17 protein-coding genes are annotated in these 18,127 nt (G+C 40.7%); 1 reads left to right on the top strand and 16 read right to left on the bottom strand.

The features are described from left to right. Window positions 1-193: 193 nt before the first annotated feature. From E7A03_RS05465 to E7A03_RS05505, 9 genes are all read right to left on the bottom strand, one after another. A complete protein-coding gene (locus E7A03_RS05465; RefSeq protein ID WP_302498903.1) occupies window positions 194-478 on the bottom strand; it encodes a hypothetical protein in 285 nt (94 codons plus the stop codon). Between the two features lie 88 nt (window positions 479-566). Further along, a complete protein-coding gene (dinB, locus tag E7A03_RS05470) occupies window positions 567-2,039 on the bottom strand; it encodes a DNA polymerase IV (protein ID WP_316073819.1) in 1,473 nt (490 codons plus the stop codon). A gap of 2 nt (window positions 2,040-2,041) precedes the next feature. Beyond that, a complete protein-coding gene (locus E7A03_RS05475) occupies window positions 2,042-2,386 on the bottom strand; it encodes an ArsR/SmtB family transcription factor (protein WP_004694570.1) in 345 nt (114 codons plus the stop codon). Between the two features lie 539 nt (window positions 2,387-2,925). Beyond that, entirely contained in the window at window positions 2,926-4,209 is a 1,284-nt protein-coding gene (locus tag E7A03_RS05480) for an adenylosuccinate synthase (RefSeq protein WP_278457822.1), read from the bottom strand. 74 nt (window positions 4,210-4,283) lie between these two features. Further along, window positions 4,284-4,556 (bottom strand): helix-turn-helix domain-containing protein, encoded by a 273-nt coding sequence (locus E7A03_RS05485; RefSeq protein ID WP_012864952.1) that lies wholly within the window; start codon window positions 4,554-4,556, stop codon window positions 4,284-4,286. Between the two features lies 1 nt (window position 4,557). Next, window positions 4,558-4,908 (bottom strand): type II toxin-antitoxin system RelE/ParE family toxin, encoded by a 351-nt coding sequence (locus tag E7A03_RS05490; protein ID WP_316058531.1) that lies wholly within the window; start codon window positions 4,906-4,908, stop codon window positions 4,558-4,560. 267 nt (window positions 4,909-5,175) lie between these two features. Further along, entirely contained in the window at window positions 5,176-6,339 is a 1,164-nt protein-coding gene (locus E7A03_RS05495; protein WP_314931874.1) for an MFS transporter, read from the bottom strand. Window positions 6,340-6,569: 230 nt separating this feature from the next. Further along, window positions 6,570-7,865, bottom strand: coding sequence for an adenylosuccinate lyase (gene purB, locus E7A03_RS05500; protein ID WP_008714679.1), 1,296 nt, complete (start codon window positions 7,863-7,865; stop codon window positions 6,570-6,572). A 146-nt stretch (window positions 7,866-8,011) separates the two neighbouring features. Continuing rightward, window positions 8,012-8,959 carry a zinc metalloprotease HtpX gene (locus E7A03_RS05505; protein ID WP_004698199.1) on the bottom strand — a complete coding sequence of 316 codons (948 nt, stop codon included), beginning with the start codon at window positions 8,957-8,959 and terminating at the stop codon, window positions 8,012-8,014. A 180-nt stretch (window positions 8,960-9,139) separates the two neighbouring features. Here E7A03_RS05505 and E7A03_RS05510 point away from each other — a divergent pair, with 180 nt between their 5' ends. Further along, the gene (locus tag E7A03_RS05510) at window positions 9,140-9,550 is read left to right on the top strand and encodes a hypothetical protein (RefSeq protein ID WP_004698294.1); all 411 of its coding nucleotides are present in this window, start codon (window positions 9,140-9,142) and stop codon (window positions 9,548-9,550) included. Window positions 9,551-9,704: 154 nt separating this feature from the next. On the opposite strand, the gene E7A03_RS05515 is transcribed toward E7A03_RS05510, so the two are convergent. The 7 genes from E7A03_RS05515 to E7A03_RS05545 all read right to left on the bottom strand — a co-directional run bounded on the left by E7A03_RS05515 (window position 9,705) and on the right by E7A03_RS05545 (window position 18,054). After that, window positions 9,705-10,535 carry a hypothetical protein gene (locus tag E7A03_RS05515; RefSeq protein ID WP_316073820.1) on the bottom strand — a complete coding sequence of 277 codons (831 nt, stop codon included), beginning with the start codon at window positions 10,533-10,535 and terminating at the stop codon, window positions 9,705-9,707. A gap of 4 nt (window positions 10,536-10,539) precedes the next feature. After that, the gene (locus tag E7A03_RS05520; RefSeq protein WP_008602049.1) at window positions 10,540-10,944 is read right to left on the bottom strand and encodes an ExbD/TolR family protein; all 405 of its coding nucleotides are present in this window, start codon (window positions 10,942-10,944) and stop codon (window positions 10,540-10,542) included. Next, entirely contained in the window at window positions 10,941-11,546 is a 606-nt protein-coding gene (locus E7A03_RS05525) for a MotA/TolQ/ExbB proton channel family protein (protein ID WP_174892404.1), read from the bottom strand. Before E7A03_RS05525 ends, E7A03_RS05520 begins: the two co-directional genes overlap by 4 nt. Window positions 11,547-11,847: 301 nt before the next feature. Continuing rightward, window positions 11,848-12,105, bottom strand: coding sequence for a hypothetical protein (locus tag E7A03_RS05530; protein WP_004698152.1), 258 nt, complete (start codon window positions 12,103-12,105; stop codon window positions 11,848-11,850). A 346-nt stretch (window positions 12,106-12,451) separates the two neighbouring features. Then, window positions 12,452-13,705, bottom strand: coding sequence for a methylmalonyl Co-A mutase-associated GTPase MeaB (meaB, locus tag E7A03_RS05535; RefSeq protein ID WP_004694551.1), 1,254 nt, complete (start codon window positions 13,703-13,705; stop codon window positions 12,452-12,454). Beyond that, a complete protein-coding gene (scpA, locus tag E7A03_RS05540; RefSeq protein ID WP_004694550.1) occupies window positions 13,698-15,887 on the bottom strand; it encodes a methylmalonyl-CoA mutase in 2,190 nt (729 codons plus the stop codon). Before scpA ends, meaB begins: the two co-directional genes overlap by 8 nt. Window positions 15,888-15,891: 4 nt before the next feature. Next, window positions 15,892-18,054, bottom strand: coding sequence for a methylmalonyl-CoA mutase family protein (locus E7A03_RS05545; protein WP_278606567.1), 2,163 nt, complete (start codon window positions 18,052-18,054; stop codon window positions 15,892-15,894). Between the last annotated feature and the right edge of the window lie 73 nt (window positions 18,055-18,127).

Raw genomic sequence — 18,127 nt, forward strand, 5'->3', positions numbered from 1 at the left:
CACAAATTTTTTAACAAAACAACCCTCAACCTTTATAAATCTTGTATACACGATATCATTTGTAAAACATAAATGAGAATTCACAGTATTATATATACTAGTTATACCTACATACGTCTACTTCCCAACATGAGCAAAACAAAAAACACCTTGCTTCTACCAACGTGTAGATCACAAGGTGTTTTCATTCAATTTATGCTGGACGACTCCAGTCGACTTGTACATCGATCGCTTCCCACATGCGTGTCAAAGCTAATTTAAAGTTATCCAAAGATTCCAATGGTTTTACGGTCAACCGTTCATACGTATCAAGACCTGTAGCATGCTCAATAGCATGTTCATTATTCAAGTAAGCGATCACCTTATCAACCCACTCTTGTTCAGGTAAATCTACGGACACTGTTTTTGTTTCTGTATCATAGGACAAGAAACCATTGCTGTTTACGCCATAATGAATGGCCACACGAAATAAACTCATATCTATACCTCTCTTGCGGTAATTTATTAACACTACACCCATATTGTAACACGAACAATTATATTAGCGAAAGTATTCAATATAAACTTTATAAGTCCTTTTTGACGGTCTTTTTAGGTCCTTCAATAGATGGGTGTGTATCTGCAATTATAGACCGATTAGCCTCTTTAGTTGAGACTACATCAACATTAATAGACTCCCCATCCTCTTGATCAGGCTGTGCATCCACTGCCGCTTTCAACTCTGACCGTTTTCTGCGTATTCCATTGTCTCCGTGAAAGCGTTGCCACAGTGCCCCGCTCATGACAGCGGTCTCCCCGAATTTGGACTCTAAGGAGTCTAATACACTAGCTAACTTATCTTCCGTTTCATCCTGTAAAGATTCAAAGAGACTATCCTGCATAGGAACCTCCTCATCGAGACCACTCACAGTAAGGCCTAATAAACGGATAGGACCAGGCGGATCCATACAGGTAATCCCTTTAAAACTACTACATTTAAAATTCGTAGACTTTACCTTTGTAGTGGCCCCTAACGGTTCCGTATCTTTCTTAGACTCTTTAGGCCGCTTACTCGTCTTATCCTGCATCAATTTATTCCACAGAATCAATGCTGTTTCGAAAAATACATGTTCCTGGTCTGATGGCGTATCTAGCCGCTTCTGCCGTGATACGGTAGTGAAATCATCATACCGAACCTTAATAGATACAGTATGTCCATAAAGGCTACGTCTCCGAAGCCGTTTCGATAAACGGTTTGCAAAGTACCTAAATTCTAATTCGATAGCACGGCCCTCTGTGAGATCTTCTTCATAGGTTTCCTCAGCTCCAATCGATTGTATCTTTCGGTCTGTTTCAACAGGTCTATCGTCGATACCATTCGCAAGTTCCCATATGCGCTTTGCCTGATTTCCCACAAGAGGAATTAAAGTACTTTCATCAGGCAAAGACTGAATATGACGTATCAGATGAAAGCCACCAGCTTTCAAAATTTTCTCTGTCCGAGGGCCAACACCCCAAATACGTTTAATAGGCAAAGGAGCTAGCACCTCTTTTTCACGACCGTATGGGATGACCACAAGACCATCTGGCTTATCTAAATCAGAGGCTAATTTAGCAAGAAATTTATTGGGTGCTAAGCCTGCAGAGATAATAAGTCCTGTTTTCTCGAATACACGATCTTTAATGGCTTGTCCTAGTGCTTTAGGACCACTATACATGGTAGACATGCCGCTCACTTCAAGAAAGGCTTCATCAATAGATAAAGGCTCAATATAAGGGGTGAATTCTTTCATGATGGAAAAAATTTGGTTCGACACTTCTTTATATCGATCCATCCGAGGATATACATAGATGCCATCAGGACAGAGTTTCTTAGCCCTCGAGATTGGCATCGCAGAGTGAACACCAAATTTTCGAGCCTCATAGGAACAGGTAGCTACAACACCACGTGAAGAAAGACCACCCACGATTACGGGGTGGCCTTTATACTCTGGATGATCCAGTTGTTCTATGGACGCGAAGAATGCATCCATATCAACATGCATAATCCAACGTCTCATTGTTACGCTTCTTTTTCGTGCTCAGAAATGCGGCAGTATTTAATTTGCGCGCAAATGCACTCATCTTTAGTTTTGTATAATTGAGGGAGAATATCTAAAATATCCGCAAATGTAGCTTCATTAATGGAGTAACGCGTCCATAAACCATTACGTTGAGAGTTAACTACACCTGCATCAATTAAGATTTTCATGTGGTAACTCAACGTAGATTGAGACAAATTGAAGCTCGCTAAAATATCGGCTGCACATAATTCATTGCAAGACAACATATCGATGATGTGTAATCTTGTTTCATCGCTTAATGCCTTAAAAATCGTCGCTAAACGTTCGTAAGAAACTTCAACCATATCTTTAACTCCTCAGATCCTTATCAAAAAATATCAATCTACTTCTTGGTACTATTATATACTATTTCTTAATGTAAATCTATTTTTTTCTTTATATTTGTATCTTAATAATTTATTATGAATACAAAAAAATTATAGATAAGTAAATTTCGCCTAATTATAAACTAATTTAAGCACGTAGCTATTTGTATAAAATGAATATTTTAAACAATTTTTTATTTGATAGGTTTATTTGAATATACATTTTTCTGTATATATAACAATTACACTCTATTATTTGTTATATATTTCTCGATATACTCACACTCTAATAACTATAAAGCATACTTCGATATACCGCACTACTGTAGCAACCTAAAGGATTAGATATAGAGGATCCACGTTTGTATTCTGCATCCATTCAATACAAAAGACCCCTCTGTGAGGGGTCTAATCTGTATAATTCTATAAATCGATTGCATAGCGAGAAATGTTAAAATATATAACACTCTATCAATGCTACCAAATGCAAATTTTCTATTATATCAAATTAGTATAGCTTAGAATACATTTACTAAATCGATAGTTTGGCTACGGTTAGGACCAACAGATACAATGCCTAAAGGCACACCTGTTACTTCTGCAATACGTTCTACATATTTACGAGCATTTTCAGGCAATTTATCATATTCACGGATACCAGAGATATCAGTTTCCCAACCTGGCAATGTTTCGTAAACTGCTTCGCAAGCTTCAAGATCTTTTAAGTTAGCTGGGAACCCTTCTACGTCTTTACCATTCAATTTGTAACCTACACAGATCTTCAATTCTTTAAAAGTATCAAGAATATCCAAACGTGTAATAGCTAAGTAATCAAGGCTATTAAGACCTGCTGCGTATTTTACAACCATGAGGTCTAACCAACCACAACGACGAGGACGACCCGTTACAGTACCGAACTCATGACCAAGTTCACGGAGATTATCGCCAGTTTCGTTAAGAAGCTCTGTAGGGAACGGACCTGCACCAACACGTGTAGCATATGCTTTTACAACACCAAAGATGTTTTTTAAGTAGTTAGGACCCACACCAGCGCCTGTGGAAGCACCACCTGCAATTGGATGAGAGGATGTTACGAATGGATAGGTACCATGGTCAAGGTCGAGCATAGTAGCTTGAGCACCTTCGAACAATACCTTTTTATCCTCTTTTACAGCTTTAAGAACAGCCGCATTAGTATCTGTTACATAAGGTTTCAAGGCTTCAGCGTATTTGATGTAATCCGCTAAGATTTCATCGTAGCTAACAGGTTCAGCATCGTATACCTTAGTAAGCATTTTATTTTTGAACTCTACATTGTACGCTAATTTTTGTTTAAATGTTTCCATATCATACAAATCACAGATACGGATGCCGATACGATTGATTTTATCAGCGTAGCAAGGACCAATACCATTTTTAGTAGTACCGATTTTAGCATCCCCTTTAGATGCTTCTTCCGCAGTATCTAGAGCGATATGGTATGGCATAATGACATGTGCACGGTCAGAAACTTGAAGGGTTTTAGCAGATCTGCCTTGCTTTTCAAGGCCTTCAATTTCTTGTAACAAAACTTTAGGGTCGATAACAACACCAGTACCCACAATATTTTGTTTGTTATCGTATAAGATACCACTTGGTAAAAGGCGAAGTGCAAACGCTTTATCATCAACTACAACAGTATGACCCGCGTTATTACCACCTTGACTGCGCACCACAACATCCGCACGTTCTGCGATCCAGTCAACAATTTTACCTTTCCCCTCGTCACCCCATTGAGTGCCGATAACCATACTAGTTGCCATATCTATATCCTCCATGTAACAGTCGAAACAATTCATTTTTATTATACAACAATGTTCGGACTCTGTGAAAGTATTTATACAAATTCAATCTTTAGTTTCTTCCCAAACGCATGGGCTATTTTCTGCAATGTTTTCAAAGATGGATTTCCATTGCCATTTTCAATCTTGCTAATATCAGACTGTGTAATACCTGTTAACTCAGATAATTGCATTTGTGTCATATGTGCTGCTAATCGCGCCTCAACTATATTCTGAATAATTTGGTATTCATCATCTAAAGCATCCCACTCTTTTTTAAACTTCGGATTTTCTAATTGCTTTTCTAAATATTGATCTAACGTTTCCATATTATCTATACCTCTCAATATAATTATTTTTATATTTAATAGCTAGTTCAATTGCACTTTTAGGTGTTTTCATAGATTTCTTTACAAAACCATTAGTTAATACAATTCGCCTTCCCACAAAGAAGAAATACAATATTCTTGAGATATTTGAACCTTGCTTCGTTCGCAACTCATAAATACCATCCTCTAAATATTTAGACTGCAGTTCCCTTAAACGATTGCCATATAATTCAAGTATCTTTAAATCTCGAATTGTTTTAGCCCGTTGTTTATCTGAAAGTTCATTTAAGAATACTTTTGCTGGCTTATCTCCACTTAGGGTTTCATAAAAAACAACAGAAAACGTATCCATGTCATTCCTCCTAATACTAGAAGAAATCTTTACTTAATTATATGTTAAAACATATATCAAGTAAAGATATTGAGATATAGAAAATCAAAGTCTTACTATATCCAATATAGATAACTGGTTTATTAAAGTAAACAAATGGGAGGTGACCAATGGTCACCTCCCATGTATTGACATTTTATCGAATCAAAATATTCTATTTTAGTTCTTTTATACGATTTTGCTACTTACATGTTATTATGTCTTTAATATGACCCTATTGCATTGATATTATTTTGGTTCTTTTAACCAGAAGCTCATAAGCAAGCCTATAACCCCTACAGGGATCAGTGTCATCAATGCCGTTTGTACGTCATAAATATCTGCTAGATGTCCTACATAAGGTGCCACAAGGCCACCTAAGGTAATGCCAAGGCCTAGCGTAATACCAGATGCAAAGCCCGCATTTTTAGCAAGGTATTTTTGACCTAACACCGTAATTGGCCCGTATTGTGAGAACACACCAAAGGCCATCGGTATCATGGCGCCAAAGAAGCCCCAAATATTAGACACAAATATAAATACTAAAACAGAAGGCAAGAAAATCAGATTACCTAAGCGCACAGTTTTAAGAAATCCAAGTCTATCAGATAAAGTCCCTCCCATATAGGTAAGAACGGCCCCCATCGCAAAGTACGCAGTAAGGGCCAAACTAGATGCACTAGCGTCACCATTAATAACGGTAATATACAAAATAGGAATAAAGATAGCCAATACAGAGAAAAGTATAGATCGAGAGGCAATCACAAAAAATAACTTACCAAAGCTCGCCCAATCATTTGTAGCAGTACTAAGAACCTTAGAATGACTTTCACGGTTACCAGTATCAGCAGTATCAGCGGTATCAGCTTCACCCTCGCCCATAAAGGCATAGAGATATAGCAATACGCCGAGTAGCGCGATAATCGTAAATACCCAAAGGAATTGTCCCCCAAAGACATATACACCCCCAGCGAGGAGAGGTCCAAGTGCAAAGCCAGCGCTACCACCGACTGCAAAGCGCCCCATAGCATTACCAAGCTCATGAGATTGCGTACGATTTACCAGTAGAGCTGCCTCAGGATGGAATAACGCAGCACCTACCCCGGCCAAGAGCGACAAAGCAAGAATCATTTCGTAACTCGTAGCCAATGCCATAGCGCTAATCGACACAAGAGTCACCGTAAACCCAACGGGAATAAACCAGGGTACGCGCCACCGATCTGCCACATAGCCCAATACGGGCTGTGCCACGGAAGCCACCACGGTATTACAGAAAATGATGGAAGCCGATTGATAATAATTAAGGCCAAAGTTAGCGATAAAAAACGGTATGAGGGCCGCCAGCGAACCTTGACCAAAGTCATTAATACAGTGAAAAATAGGCGGTCCGTACTTCCGTATAATACGTTTCATATAACCTCCTAAAACAAATAGATGGTTTCCTAATGTAAGACGAGTATATAAAAGCCTGCTAGAAAACTAATTTATAATTATCTGTTAAAATAATATACTTCTATCTAAAATGGCATATTGCTTTCAAAACAAAAAAGGTAGATATAGCCAACACCTACTGCATGTACCATAGGCTTGTTGGTCTATACCTACCCTAGTCTTTCATATGTTATGTGGGAAGTACCCTACAATTATAGGCCAAAGCGAGCCATGATTGTATCTACATGTCTTAGCAATTTATACGGATCAAAGCATGCATCGATTTCCTCATCAGTCATGTACTTCTTAATGTTTTCATCAGCTTTTAAACCTGTTGCGAAATCTTTGCCTTCAAGCCAGCGTTCCATAGCATGTTTTTGAACCCAACGATATGCTTCGTCACGTACCGCACCTTTGTCTACAAGGTGTGTCAAAATTGTTTGGCTAAATACGAGGCCCCCTGTAAGGTTAAGATTTTTAAGCATAGTTTCAGGGTATACCAACAATTTATCAATGGTTCGGATTGTTAGGTGCAACATATAATTTAACGAGATTGTCGCATCCGGCAAGATAACTCGTTCTACAGAGCTATGAGAAATATCGCGTTCATGCCACAATGCTTGATCTTCGTAAGCAGATTGTGCATAGCCACGAAGTAAGCGAGCCATACCGCAAATTCTTTCACATGTGATAGGGTTGCGTTTATGAGGCATCGCAGAGGAACCCTTTTGTTTAGGGCTAAAATATTCTTCTGCTTCGCGCACCTCTGTACGTTGTAAGTGACGGATTTCTAAAGCGATTTTATCCAATGTGCCGCCTACAACAGCAATAGTGGACAACAATTCAGCGTGACGGTCACGTTGCACCACTTGTGTAGCAATTTTAACAGGTTCAAGACCTAATTTTTCACACACATATTGTTCTACGAATGGATCGATATTGGAGTATGTACCAACAGCGCCAGACAATTTACCAACGGCAACGCTTTTACGCGCATGTTCCATGCGTTCAATATCACGTTCTACCTCTGCCATCCACAACGCCAATTTCAAGCCGAATGTAGTTGGTTCGCCGTGGATACCGTGGGTACGGCCAATCATAGGTGTGTATTTGAACTCAGCTGCACGACGACGCAATACTTCGTGCAAACGCTTTAAATCATCAATTAAGATATCACAGGCTTGTTTCATCATATACCCAAGCGCCGTATCTTTCACATCTGTAGAGGTAAGACCAAGATGGATGTATTTAGCCGCTTCAGGACCTACGTATTCGCCCACTGCTGTTACGAAGGAAATGATATCATGATTCGTTTCCTTTTCGATCTCATGAATGCGCTCAACGTCGAAATTGCCCTTTTCCCGAATTGTTTTCGCCGCTTCTTTAGGAATAACGCCCAACTCAGCTTGTGCCTCAGATGCGAGGGTCTCCACCAATAACATTGTGTCGAATTCGTTGCGTTCGCTCCAAATATGGCCCATTTCTTCTCGTGTATAACGTGGTATCATGATATCTCCTTTGCATGATAAAAGCTAGATTTATAGGATTATTGTACCATATGTGAAAGCTCCATTCAACGAACGGAACTAAATTTTCCGAATGATAATTATATTAATTTTACTTATTGTTCGTATTTATTAAATTAATTATCACTTTAACGATTTTCTTTAAGACTTTGCTTGAGATTATATACCTCTATCCCTTCATTGATACGTTGTATTCGCTTAATCATTTTTGGATGAGTAATAAACAAGCGACTGAAAAATCCTGTACTTTCACAATCATATAATTCACCATTCTCTAGAATACCAATTTGTTCAGTAGCAAGTCCTAATGAAACTAGACCATCACGCAGCTCCCGCCCCAAACCAATCGAAACGGCATAGGCATCAGCAGCATACTCTCGACGACGGCTATCAAAATAATAGGTAATCCACTTCGGTAATAGAAGTACATATTTCACGATTGCAATCATAACGATAAGAATTAATTGAATAATACGTACTACGATATTAACAATTGGTATAATAGCCAGTATATTTAAAGCAAAATTTAGATATATTACAAGATTTAAAATTAATTGCCCTAGTCGATCCATAGCATAGGTAATGGTTAAATAGATAGTATCACGATGCCGTAAATGGCCTAATTCATGGGCAAGAACACCTAATAAATGCCGTTTATCTAACGAATACAAGGCTCCTGTATAAATCGTAATGTGATTTAATCCAGATGCAAAGGCATTAATTTCCTCATCTGTACGCATGCGCAATATCAGTGAGTTACGTGCTACACCGCTAAATGCACATAATTCCTCAAACAGCGGTTCAATATATTCAGATTCTTCTGCATTTGGTTTTCTTTCACCTTGCAATACATGGACAATCCAACTAAAAGGTGGCAAAAATAATCCGATGGCCACAATAATAGGCAACGCAAAGGATATAATAATATATACATCGAGCTTATCCACTAAATGTAGCGGTTTTATAAGCCAGTCCCATGAAAACGGATACACATATTGAACTACAGATTCTAAAATAGGAAAAAATACAAATACAATAATAACATTAACAATATAGGTAAGAATAACTTGAATCATAATCTCTCACTTTGATTTCTCATATAGTTATATAGTAATAAATTAATTTATAATATATCATAGCTATACATTGTGATATATAATAAACATACAGACTAAATGTACTGCGAATAATTGCTCAATCTATACACGAGCTTTATACTAATAGTAACAAACATTTCTACTATGGGGGAGGCTTTCATGGCAACTTTAAATCGTAAGGAACGCCGCGCACAGCGCAACGAATCTAATACTATAGGTATTCTATTACGTCTATTCTTTGGGCTCAGCTTTATCGGCTTGGCGGTAGTCCTTTTTGGCGAGTTTGATTATAACTTTATCTTCTCCATCTTTACGGCAGACATCGTAGTATCTTTAATTTACGTAATGACGAATAAATCGCGTATTACTACATCCTTAGCAGTAAACACAAATGTACGCGTTATCATCGCATTTCTCATCATGTTGATTACCATGTTCTTCTACGCTTTTGCATTGTGGCGAGCTGATCAATTCAGCACTCCTATGCAAGTCACATTATTCATCGGCGGCGCCATCGTATATCTAGCCGTCTTCAACTCCACGAAAACAATACTTACCAATCAAAATTAATACAATACATATAATTAATCCTTGAAATATAACTCAACATGACTCAGATAGAACAAGTATTTCATAGTAATACATAGTATCAATCAATACAATCATTTTTTACAACCATAACAAAGAGGCATATCCCATACTAATGTATGTAAGATATGCCTCTTTATTGTCCTAAAACAACAGGGACTGCTAGATATACAGGTTCCCCTCTTCGATTGATAATAGAACCACTGCTTTTAACGATGCGCATTGCTTCCTCTTTTACAGGTTGCGGCACATCTTCTGCGATGAGCGGTGTATGTTCTCCCACGATGACATGTCCATTAACGTCAAAGTTAACGCGCACTACAACCTTACCTGTTACGATTGACCCCTTCCCCTGTTCTTGTACAGTTCGTAAATATTCTTGGGGGTTGATATCCGACTTTTGTAAAAGCGCTTGTTGACCTGGTGTTAGGAGTCCCCACGCAAGATCAGATAGGAAGGATAAATCACTAGCTTCGGCAAAGCCGTTTCCATTGGCATTCGGATCAGATGTTATATCCTTACCCATAGGAGCATTGTCAGGTTTAGAGAATTTCCCGTCTTTGGAATCATTTCCACCCGTAACTACAGCTTGTTCATTATTAGTCGTTTCCGATTCTATGGCCTTTGGAACGGCCCATTCACGACGAGCATTAGATGTAGTCTTATTGGCATTTAAATTGTGAGCACTTTCATCACCTGTATTTTCCGTTACAAGAGGATCTGCCTTAGGCGCAGGCCCTTCTGGAGTCGGAGGTTCAACCGGTGGCTTATCCTTAGGTATAGGCTCAATAGCCGTAGTTTCCGCATCACTTTCACTATCCTCAGGCAGATGAAAGCTAACCTCTGCAGCATCATAAGCCACACCGGTTCCAACGATGCCACGCAAGGAAAACCCCATGCCAGAGATAAGCATGATGGTAATGCCTAAAGATACAATAAAAGGTTTCAGATAATGTGATTCAAACATGGAATCACTTCCGTTCCGTAGCGACGCTAATATATTTAGCACCGTTCACCTTGAGCATGTCCAAAAGCTCGATAACATCGTTATAATATACATCTTTTGAAGCACGAATCACAAAGGCCTGTTGAGGTGCTTGTGTAACGATAGATTTGACCTCTTGCGCCAAGCGATCCGAAGAGATTTCCTGATTATCGATATATAGCGTGTGCGTTGTGGTTAAGGTAATGGTGATAGGTTCGATAGATTTCGCCGTAGACGACGATGCAGATGGTAAATTTAGCGGAATTTGTTGCTCTGTATTCATATACAGCGTGCCTACCATGAAAAATACCAATAAAAAGAATACGATATCAATCATGGGAATAATCATGATGGTAGGCTCTTTTTTAACCCCTAATGTGCGTCGTCTCATATATCATGTTCCTCATTGTACGCATCAAGGATGTTGCCGCACTCATGCTCTAATGTCGCCACAAAATCGTTGACCTTCGCCGCACAGTAACTGTGAAAGCCAAGGGCAATAATGGCCACGGTCAAACCTGTAGCCGTTGCCACCAAGGCTTCAGAAACACCACCTGTAATAATGGTCGGAGCCCCAATATCGCCACCTACCACGGCAAACGCACGAATCATACCGAGGACCGTCCCCAGCAACCCCAATAACGGAGCCATTGTTACAATCATGCTGAGCCAACTAAGGCCGCGTTTTAAACGTTCATCAGCGTACGACACTACATCTTGAAGGCGGTTTTCCAAGCCATTATAATTCTTTGCACTGCGGATAGCACGGGCAAATAAAGAACCAAGTTCCTCTGTATCCCGTTCCAAAACACTTGGTAACATAATCCAAGATTGGTTTTTCTCTAAGACCTTATTAAAACGGTGCAAATCCTTTGTAAACTTGCGATATAGAAAGATACGTTCAATGCCAATCATCAAGGTAAACAGTAAAAAAATCACCAGCGGATACATAACAAATCCACCAGCTACAAATAAATGCGCTATACTACTCATACTAACCTCCAAAAGCCACATACCTTTAGGCTCTATCCGGGTTAATTATACCACGTTTTATTCCACCAAAAACAGATATAGAGCGTAAAACCACAACATAAATAGATATAGGACGACTTGCAAGATAAATATAGACTATTTCGCTAGATAGACATAAGCTAGCTAAAGTCCATAGGATAAAATTAGGGTTATAGGGCAAAACCAACACGTTTTGTCCTATAACCCTAAAATTAAAATACAAAAAGGCTGCACTAGAAATGATATACATTCTAGTGCAGCCTTTTATGCGTTCCTAAATAGATTAGTCTTTTTTTATAAAGCCTACAATGAAGCCACCTACTGACAGTGCAATGCCTAAACCGCTACAGAACATGCCAATAGAATACCACAATGTGTAAGATTGGTTATTCTCAGAAATCGCCTTTGCTGCCGCTTGAGCATTTGTAGCATTTCTCGCAATTTCCAAATTAGCCGCCCCTGGATCTGGATTTAATAATAGAATCGCAATACCAATAATTAGAACGACTACACCTACAGGTAATAATAGTTTTTTGTTCATTTGAATGCCCCTCTCGTAACATTAAACGATTAATAAATAATATAATTTAATTATACACTGACTTTTGCATTTTAAAAAGATGAACTTATATATTTATCATCTTTTATTAGACAATTAATGGGAACTAGTTATTATGACATAGAAAAAGGCATAGTATGCAACTACTATTGGTCCAAATCCAACAGTGAAATTCATACTATGCCTTTTACAAATACATCTTTAATTATATCGAAATACATACGATTGCTAACGGAGTGCGTATTAAGATAAGTTATGCCGGCTTATCTAATATATATTTAGCAATACCATATATATTTAACAATACAATATGTATTTACCGATCTACTTATTGTAAAGACTTATCGAAAACGCCAATAAGTTCTTCAACGGCTTGAGATTCGCTCATTTCACCGTCTAAGACAGCAGCTTCGACTTCGCCCATGCGACCTTGAATGACTACATTATTAAAGAATAGGTTGTGCAAGTGTTCGTCAATCATATCGCGTACCCAACGAAGGGATTGTTCTTGACGGCGTTTTAAGAAAACTCCATTTTCTTTGCCTTGTTCAGTAAATTCTTGGATAACATCCCACAATTCATCGAGGCCATCCTTTGTGACAGCTGAACATGTATAGGCTTGAGTCTTCCATTTTTCCGTAGCCGGACGGATGTAATGCAACATCCGGTCATAATCGCTACGAGCAATGAGAGCTCGTTTGAGGTTATCCCCATCGGCCTTGTTGACCACAATAGCATCAGCAAGTTCCATAACGCCTTTTTTGATGCCTTGCAATTCATCGCCTGCCCCCGTTAAAACGATGAGCATGAAGAAGTCTACCATGGAACGCACGGTAACTTCGCTTTGCCCAACCCCAACGGTTTCAACGAGAATAATATCGTACCCAGCAGCCTCGCAAAGTAGCATCGTTTCTCTACTTTTACGAGCTACACCGCCTAGTGTACCACCAGCTGGCGATGGACGGATATAAGCCTCTGGATGTTTCGTCAACGTTTCCATCCGCGTTTTATCACCCAAGATACTGCCTTTTGTGACTTGGCTCGTAGGGTCTACAGCCAGTACGGCAACCTTATAACCCGCTTCAATGAGCATGTTACCGAAGGCTTCAATAAACGTACTTTTACCGGCCCCAGGCACACCAGTAATACCGATGCGCAACGCCTTGCCCGTACGAGGCAATACGGCTTGCAACACCTGTTGAGCTAGTTTGAAATGGTCCTTATTATTACTTTCTACTAATGTGATAGCCCGTGAAAGTATAACGCGGTCCCCCTGCTCGATACCGCGTACATAATCAGCGACAGTTAATTTCTTTCGCCGCTGTACGGGACGTACCGCTGGAGCCAGATGAGCTGAACTAGATAAGAGGCCGTCATGCATTTCCTTGACGCCTTTCATTACGTGACACGCGTAAGTGTCATCTTTCTTCGCTTCTTCTGGCACCCAGTCGGGACGATAGGTACTACCCTCGGTGCTTGCGTTTTTTACACCTAATTCAGGGGCTTTGCCTTCACCAGTGGTGAAAGTTGCGTCCTGTGTATTGCGCAATTCATCCGGAGTAGGCCGTTTGTTATCAGTCATGAGACTCGTCTTGAACGTGACTAGTCAATGTTTCTAGTAATTTTTTCGCCGCTACTGGCAAAACTGTACCAGGGCCAAAGATAGCCACTGCGCCATGTTCGCGTAGGAATTCATAGTCCTGAGCAGGGATTACGCCGCCGATGGCAACTAAAATATCTCCACGGCCCCGCTTGTTGAGTTCCTCTACAAGTTGAGGCAATAATGTCTTATGCCCCGCCGCAAGAGAACTAAATCCGACAATATGAACGTCATTATCCACCGCATCTTGTGCTGTTTCTTCTGGAGTTTGGAACAAAGGTCCGATATCCACGTCAAAGCCCATGTCCGCGAAGGATGTAGCGATAACTTTGGCACCACGGTCATGACCGTCTTGGCCCATCTTCGCAATCATGATACGAGGACGACGACCTTCGAGTTCTTCAAAGTTATCCGCCATTTGGCGTACTTCTTTGATTACATCGTCATCTTCAAATTCGCTGGAGTATACACCGGAAATAGAGCGAATAACCGCTTTATGACGACCGCATACCTTTTCAACAGCAAAGGAAATTTCACCCAAGGATGCACGAGCACGAGCCGCTTCGAGTGCAAGGGCAAGCAAGTTGCCTTCGCCCGATTCTGTAGCCTTTGTGATTGCTTCAAGACAGGATTGAACCTTTTCTTCATCCCGGTTAGCACGCAATTGTTCAAGACGACGAATTTGCGCTTCCCGTACAGCTGTGTTATCTACGTCAAGGATATCCAATGGATCTTCTTTATCTAGACGATATTTATTGATACCAATAATCGCTTCACGACCAGAGTCGATACGAGCTTGGCGACGTGCAGCAGCTTCTTCAATACGCATCTTAGGAAGCCCTGTGTCGATAGCTTTCGCCATACCACCAAGAGATTCGATTTCTTGGATATGACCCCAAGCGCGACGAATCAATTCATCAGTCAACGCTTCTACATAGTAGGAACCGCCCCATGGGTCGATAACCTTACATACCTTAGTTTCATCTTGGATGTAAAGCTGAGTGTTACGCGCAATACGTGCAGAGAAGTCCGTAGGCAACGCAATGGCTTCGTCAAGCGCATTTGTATGTAGAGATTGCGTATGACCTAACGCGGCACCCATCGCTTCCATACATGTACGAGCCACGTTGTTGAACGGATCTTGTTCTGTAAGAGACCAACCAGATGTTTGGCTATGTGTACGAAGTGCCATGGATTTAGGATTTTCAGAGCCGAAGCTATTGATAATCTTAGCCCACAACATACGAGCCGCACGCATTTTTGCCACTTCCATGAAGTAGTTTTTACCAATTGCCCAGAAGAAGGACAACCGTGGTGCGAACTGGTCAACATGAAGGCCTGCATTAACACCGGTACGGATATATTCAAGACCATCGGCCAATGTGTAACCTAATTCGATATCTGCAGTAGCGCCCGCTTCTTGCATATGGTAGCCAGAAATGGAAATACTGTTGAACTTAGGCATGTACTGGGATGTATACGCAAAGATATCACCGATAATACGCATAGATGTAGCTGGAGGGTAAATATAGGTATTACGTACCATGAACTCTTTCAAGATATCATTTTGGATTGTACCAGCCATAACCTTTTTATCTACGCCTTGTTCTTCACCAGCCAAGATGTAGAACGCCATTACTGGCAATACGGCGCCGTTCATTGTCATGGATACGGACATTTGATCAAGAGGGATACCAGAGAATAGAATTTCCATGTCGAGGATGGAGTCTACCGCAACACCCGCTTTACCAACGTCACCTACTACACGAGGATGATCGGAATCATAACCACGGTGAGTAGCAAGGTCAAAGGCGATAGACAAGCCTTTTTGGCCCGCTGCCAAGTTACGACGATAGAACGCATTGGATTCTTCCGCTGTGGAAAAACCAGCGTACTGACGTACTGTCCAAGGACGAGTAACATACATTGTGGAATAAGGTCCACGCAAGAATGGAGGTACACCTGCCATATAGTCAAGGTGTGTCATCCCTTCATAATCCATCTCTGTATAGAGAGGCTTTAGTTGGATTTGCTCCATTGTTGTATTATATAAATCTTCAAAGCTTTTTCCTGTTTCTTTTTGAAGTTCAGCAAGCCATGCATCGCGAGATGTTGCTGTCTGAGATCCCAAGCCAAGAGAGGAGAAGTCTGGATTTTTAAACATGAGCTCACATCCCTTTCTTATCTTGTAACGTATTCAAGATTTCGTAACAATTTGCACGAACAGAAATGAAGTCGTCCACGCCAGCTTCACGGTATACAGGTTCTAAGTCCTTAGGAGGTGCCCCTGCTAAAATAACCGTTACATGCGGCATAGTTTCTTTCAATTCCTTAGCAAGTGGTGGTACCAATTCTGGATAGGTATCATCTGTAGAACAGATAACAACTACATCAGCACCACTTTCACGAGCAGCTTTCGCCGCATCAGCCGTTGTTTCATGGCCATCATTTTTGATAACTTCAAAAGCCCCTACTTCGAAGAAGCCTGTGGAGAAGTCTGCACGAGGTTTATGTTGAGGGATTGGGCCCATATTAGCCAAGAATACCTTCACATTATCTTTCGTACGTTGTTTATAATTCTCAGTGCGCATGCGAAGTGCTTCAAACTGTTCAGTCCAGCGATGAGCTGCAATGGATTCAATCGTTTCGGAAGCAATATCGCCAGCATCTAAAGCCTTGCGGATTTGACGTATTGTTAATTTTTGTAATGCACCGAGTTCAATAAGGCCAATCAAAGCGCCTGGCTCTGTCGTACCTGCTTCTAGGGTAGCCTGTGCTTTCACAACAGCATCTGGCTCCGCACTCGCCAAGTACTCTTCGATTTGAGCAACCCGTTTTTGACGCAATGTTTCTTGATTTTCTGGTTTTGGATCAAGCAATTCTTCAGTCATGTTCGCATACATGTTGTTACCTACAGCCACATCTCTGCGGAATGCAAGGTTTTTGAAGCGTTCATCAAGAACTGCTTTAACTTGAGCTTGTGGATAGCCTTCTTTCAAGGCTGCTACGATACCACCTTTAGCCTCAATAGTTTGGAACTCGGCCCAAATTTTTTCGCATAATTCAGCTGCCAATGTTTCCACATACCAAGAACCACCTACAGGGTCCACTGGTTGACGTAACTCGAACTCAGTTTGTAACATCACTTGAATATTACGAGCAATACGGCGAGAGAAATCGTCAGCTTTGCGAATTGGTTGGTCGAATGGGGACACTTCAAGGCTATTCAAACCGCCTACAACGCCAGAGAATGCTTGTGTTGTATTGCGCAACAAGTTTACATATGGGTCGTATACAGTTTTTGTGAAAGCCGATGTTCTGCCGTGTACATGAACAGCACGGTCAGCTTCTTCGGCACCGAACGCTTCCATGATGCGCGCCCAAAGCACACGTAATGCACGTAATTTAGCAATTTCCATGAAGAAGTTTGCACCCAAGGAGAATGTAAACATCATGCTGTTAGCAATAGTGTGAATATCGATGTTACGTTGTGCCAATTGACGTACGTAGCAAACCGCTGTCGCCAATGCATACGCAACCTCTTGCACATCGTTCGCGCCACCATTAGCGTATACATCACCAGATACGAGTACAGTTTTAAGCTCTGGAGCTTGCTCTTTAGCCCATACAACAGTATGTGCCATTTCATCAAAGGCTGTATCTAAAGACATATGCAATGTACCATCTTTAGCCCAAACACCAATAGGGTCTGCACCAACGAGACCTTTTAAGTCAGAGGTTTGTTTTTTAGAGCCTTTCACCGTAGCGGCTAACATACCGAGCAAGATAGCTGCAGAAGCACCTGTTTCAATGTATAAAGGATTTTCCTTTAAATTAAAACGCTCAATCAATTGGCTACAATCATCCATAGTAGACAGAGATGTACCGCCGATACCAACAGCTGCGCCTACTTGCACATCTTGATCATGGCGTGTTGCTTCATCAAGGCGAATATTGTGAATGGTGCCACCTTTTACAATTTCGTATAAACTTGCATGATTAGCATCCTTAGGAAAGGATTCGTCTACATATTGGGATACTCCCCAAGAGTCTTTAATATAACCACTTGCCTTTGTGCCACGTAGGAACTCACCTGCCCCAGGGTATACACCCTTTGGAATTTTTTCTCCATGCAATGCAGGCGTATAAATTGGTTGTAACGTAATTCCCTCATAGGTTTTAGTGAACATCTTCTTATGGAAGTCGCCACCTTTTAACGCTTTTTCAACCTCGGCCTGCCATTGTTCATACGTAGGTTTCTTAAACTCATCAAAGGATACAGGTGCTAATAAATCGCGTTCAGCATCCTTTGAAGTCTTTTTGTCAGACATATATGTGCCTCCTTTTCAACTCGAAACCATACCGAGAAACAGCGCACCGTACCTGCGAATTGTTAGATATATG

This window comes from Veillonella parvula (assembly GCF_032472435.1).
Lineage (GTDB): Bacteria > Bacillota > Negativicutes > Veillonellales > Veillonellaceae > Veillonella > Veillonella parvula_N.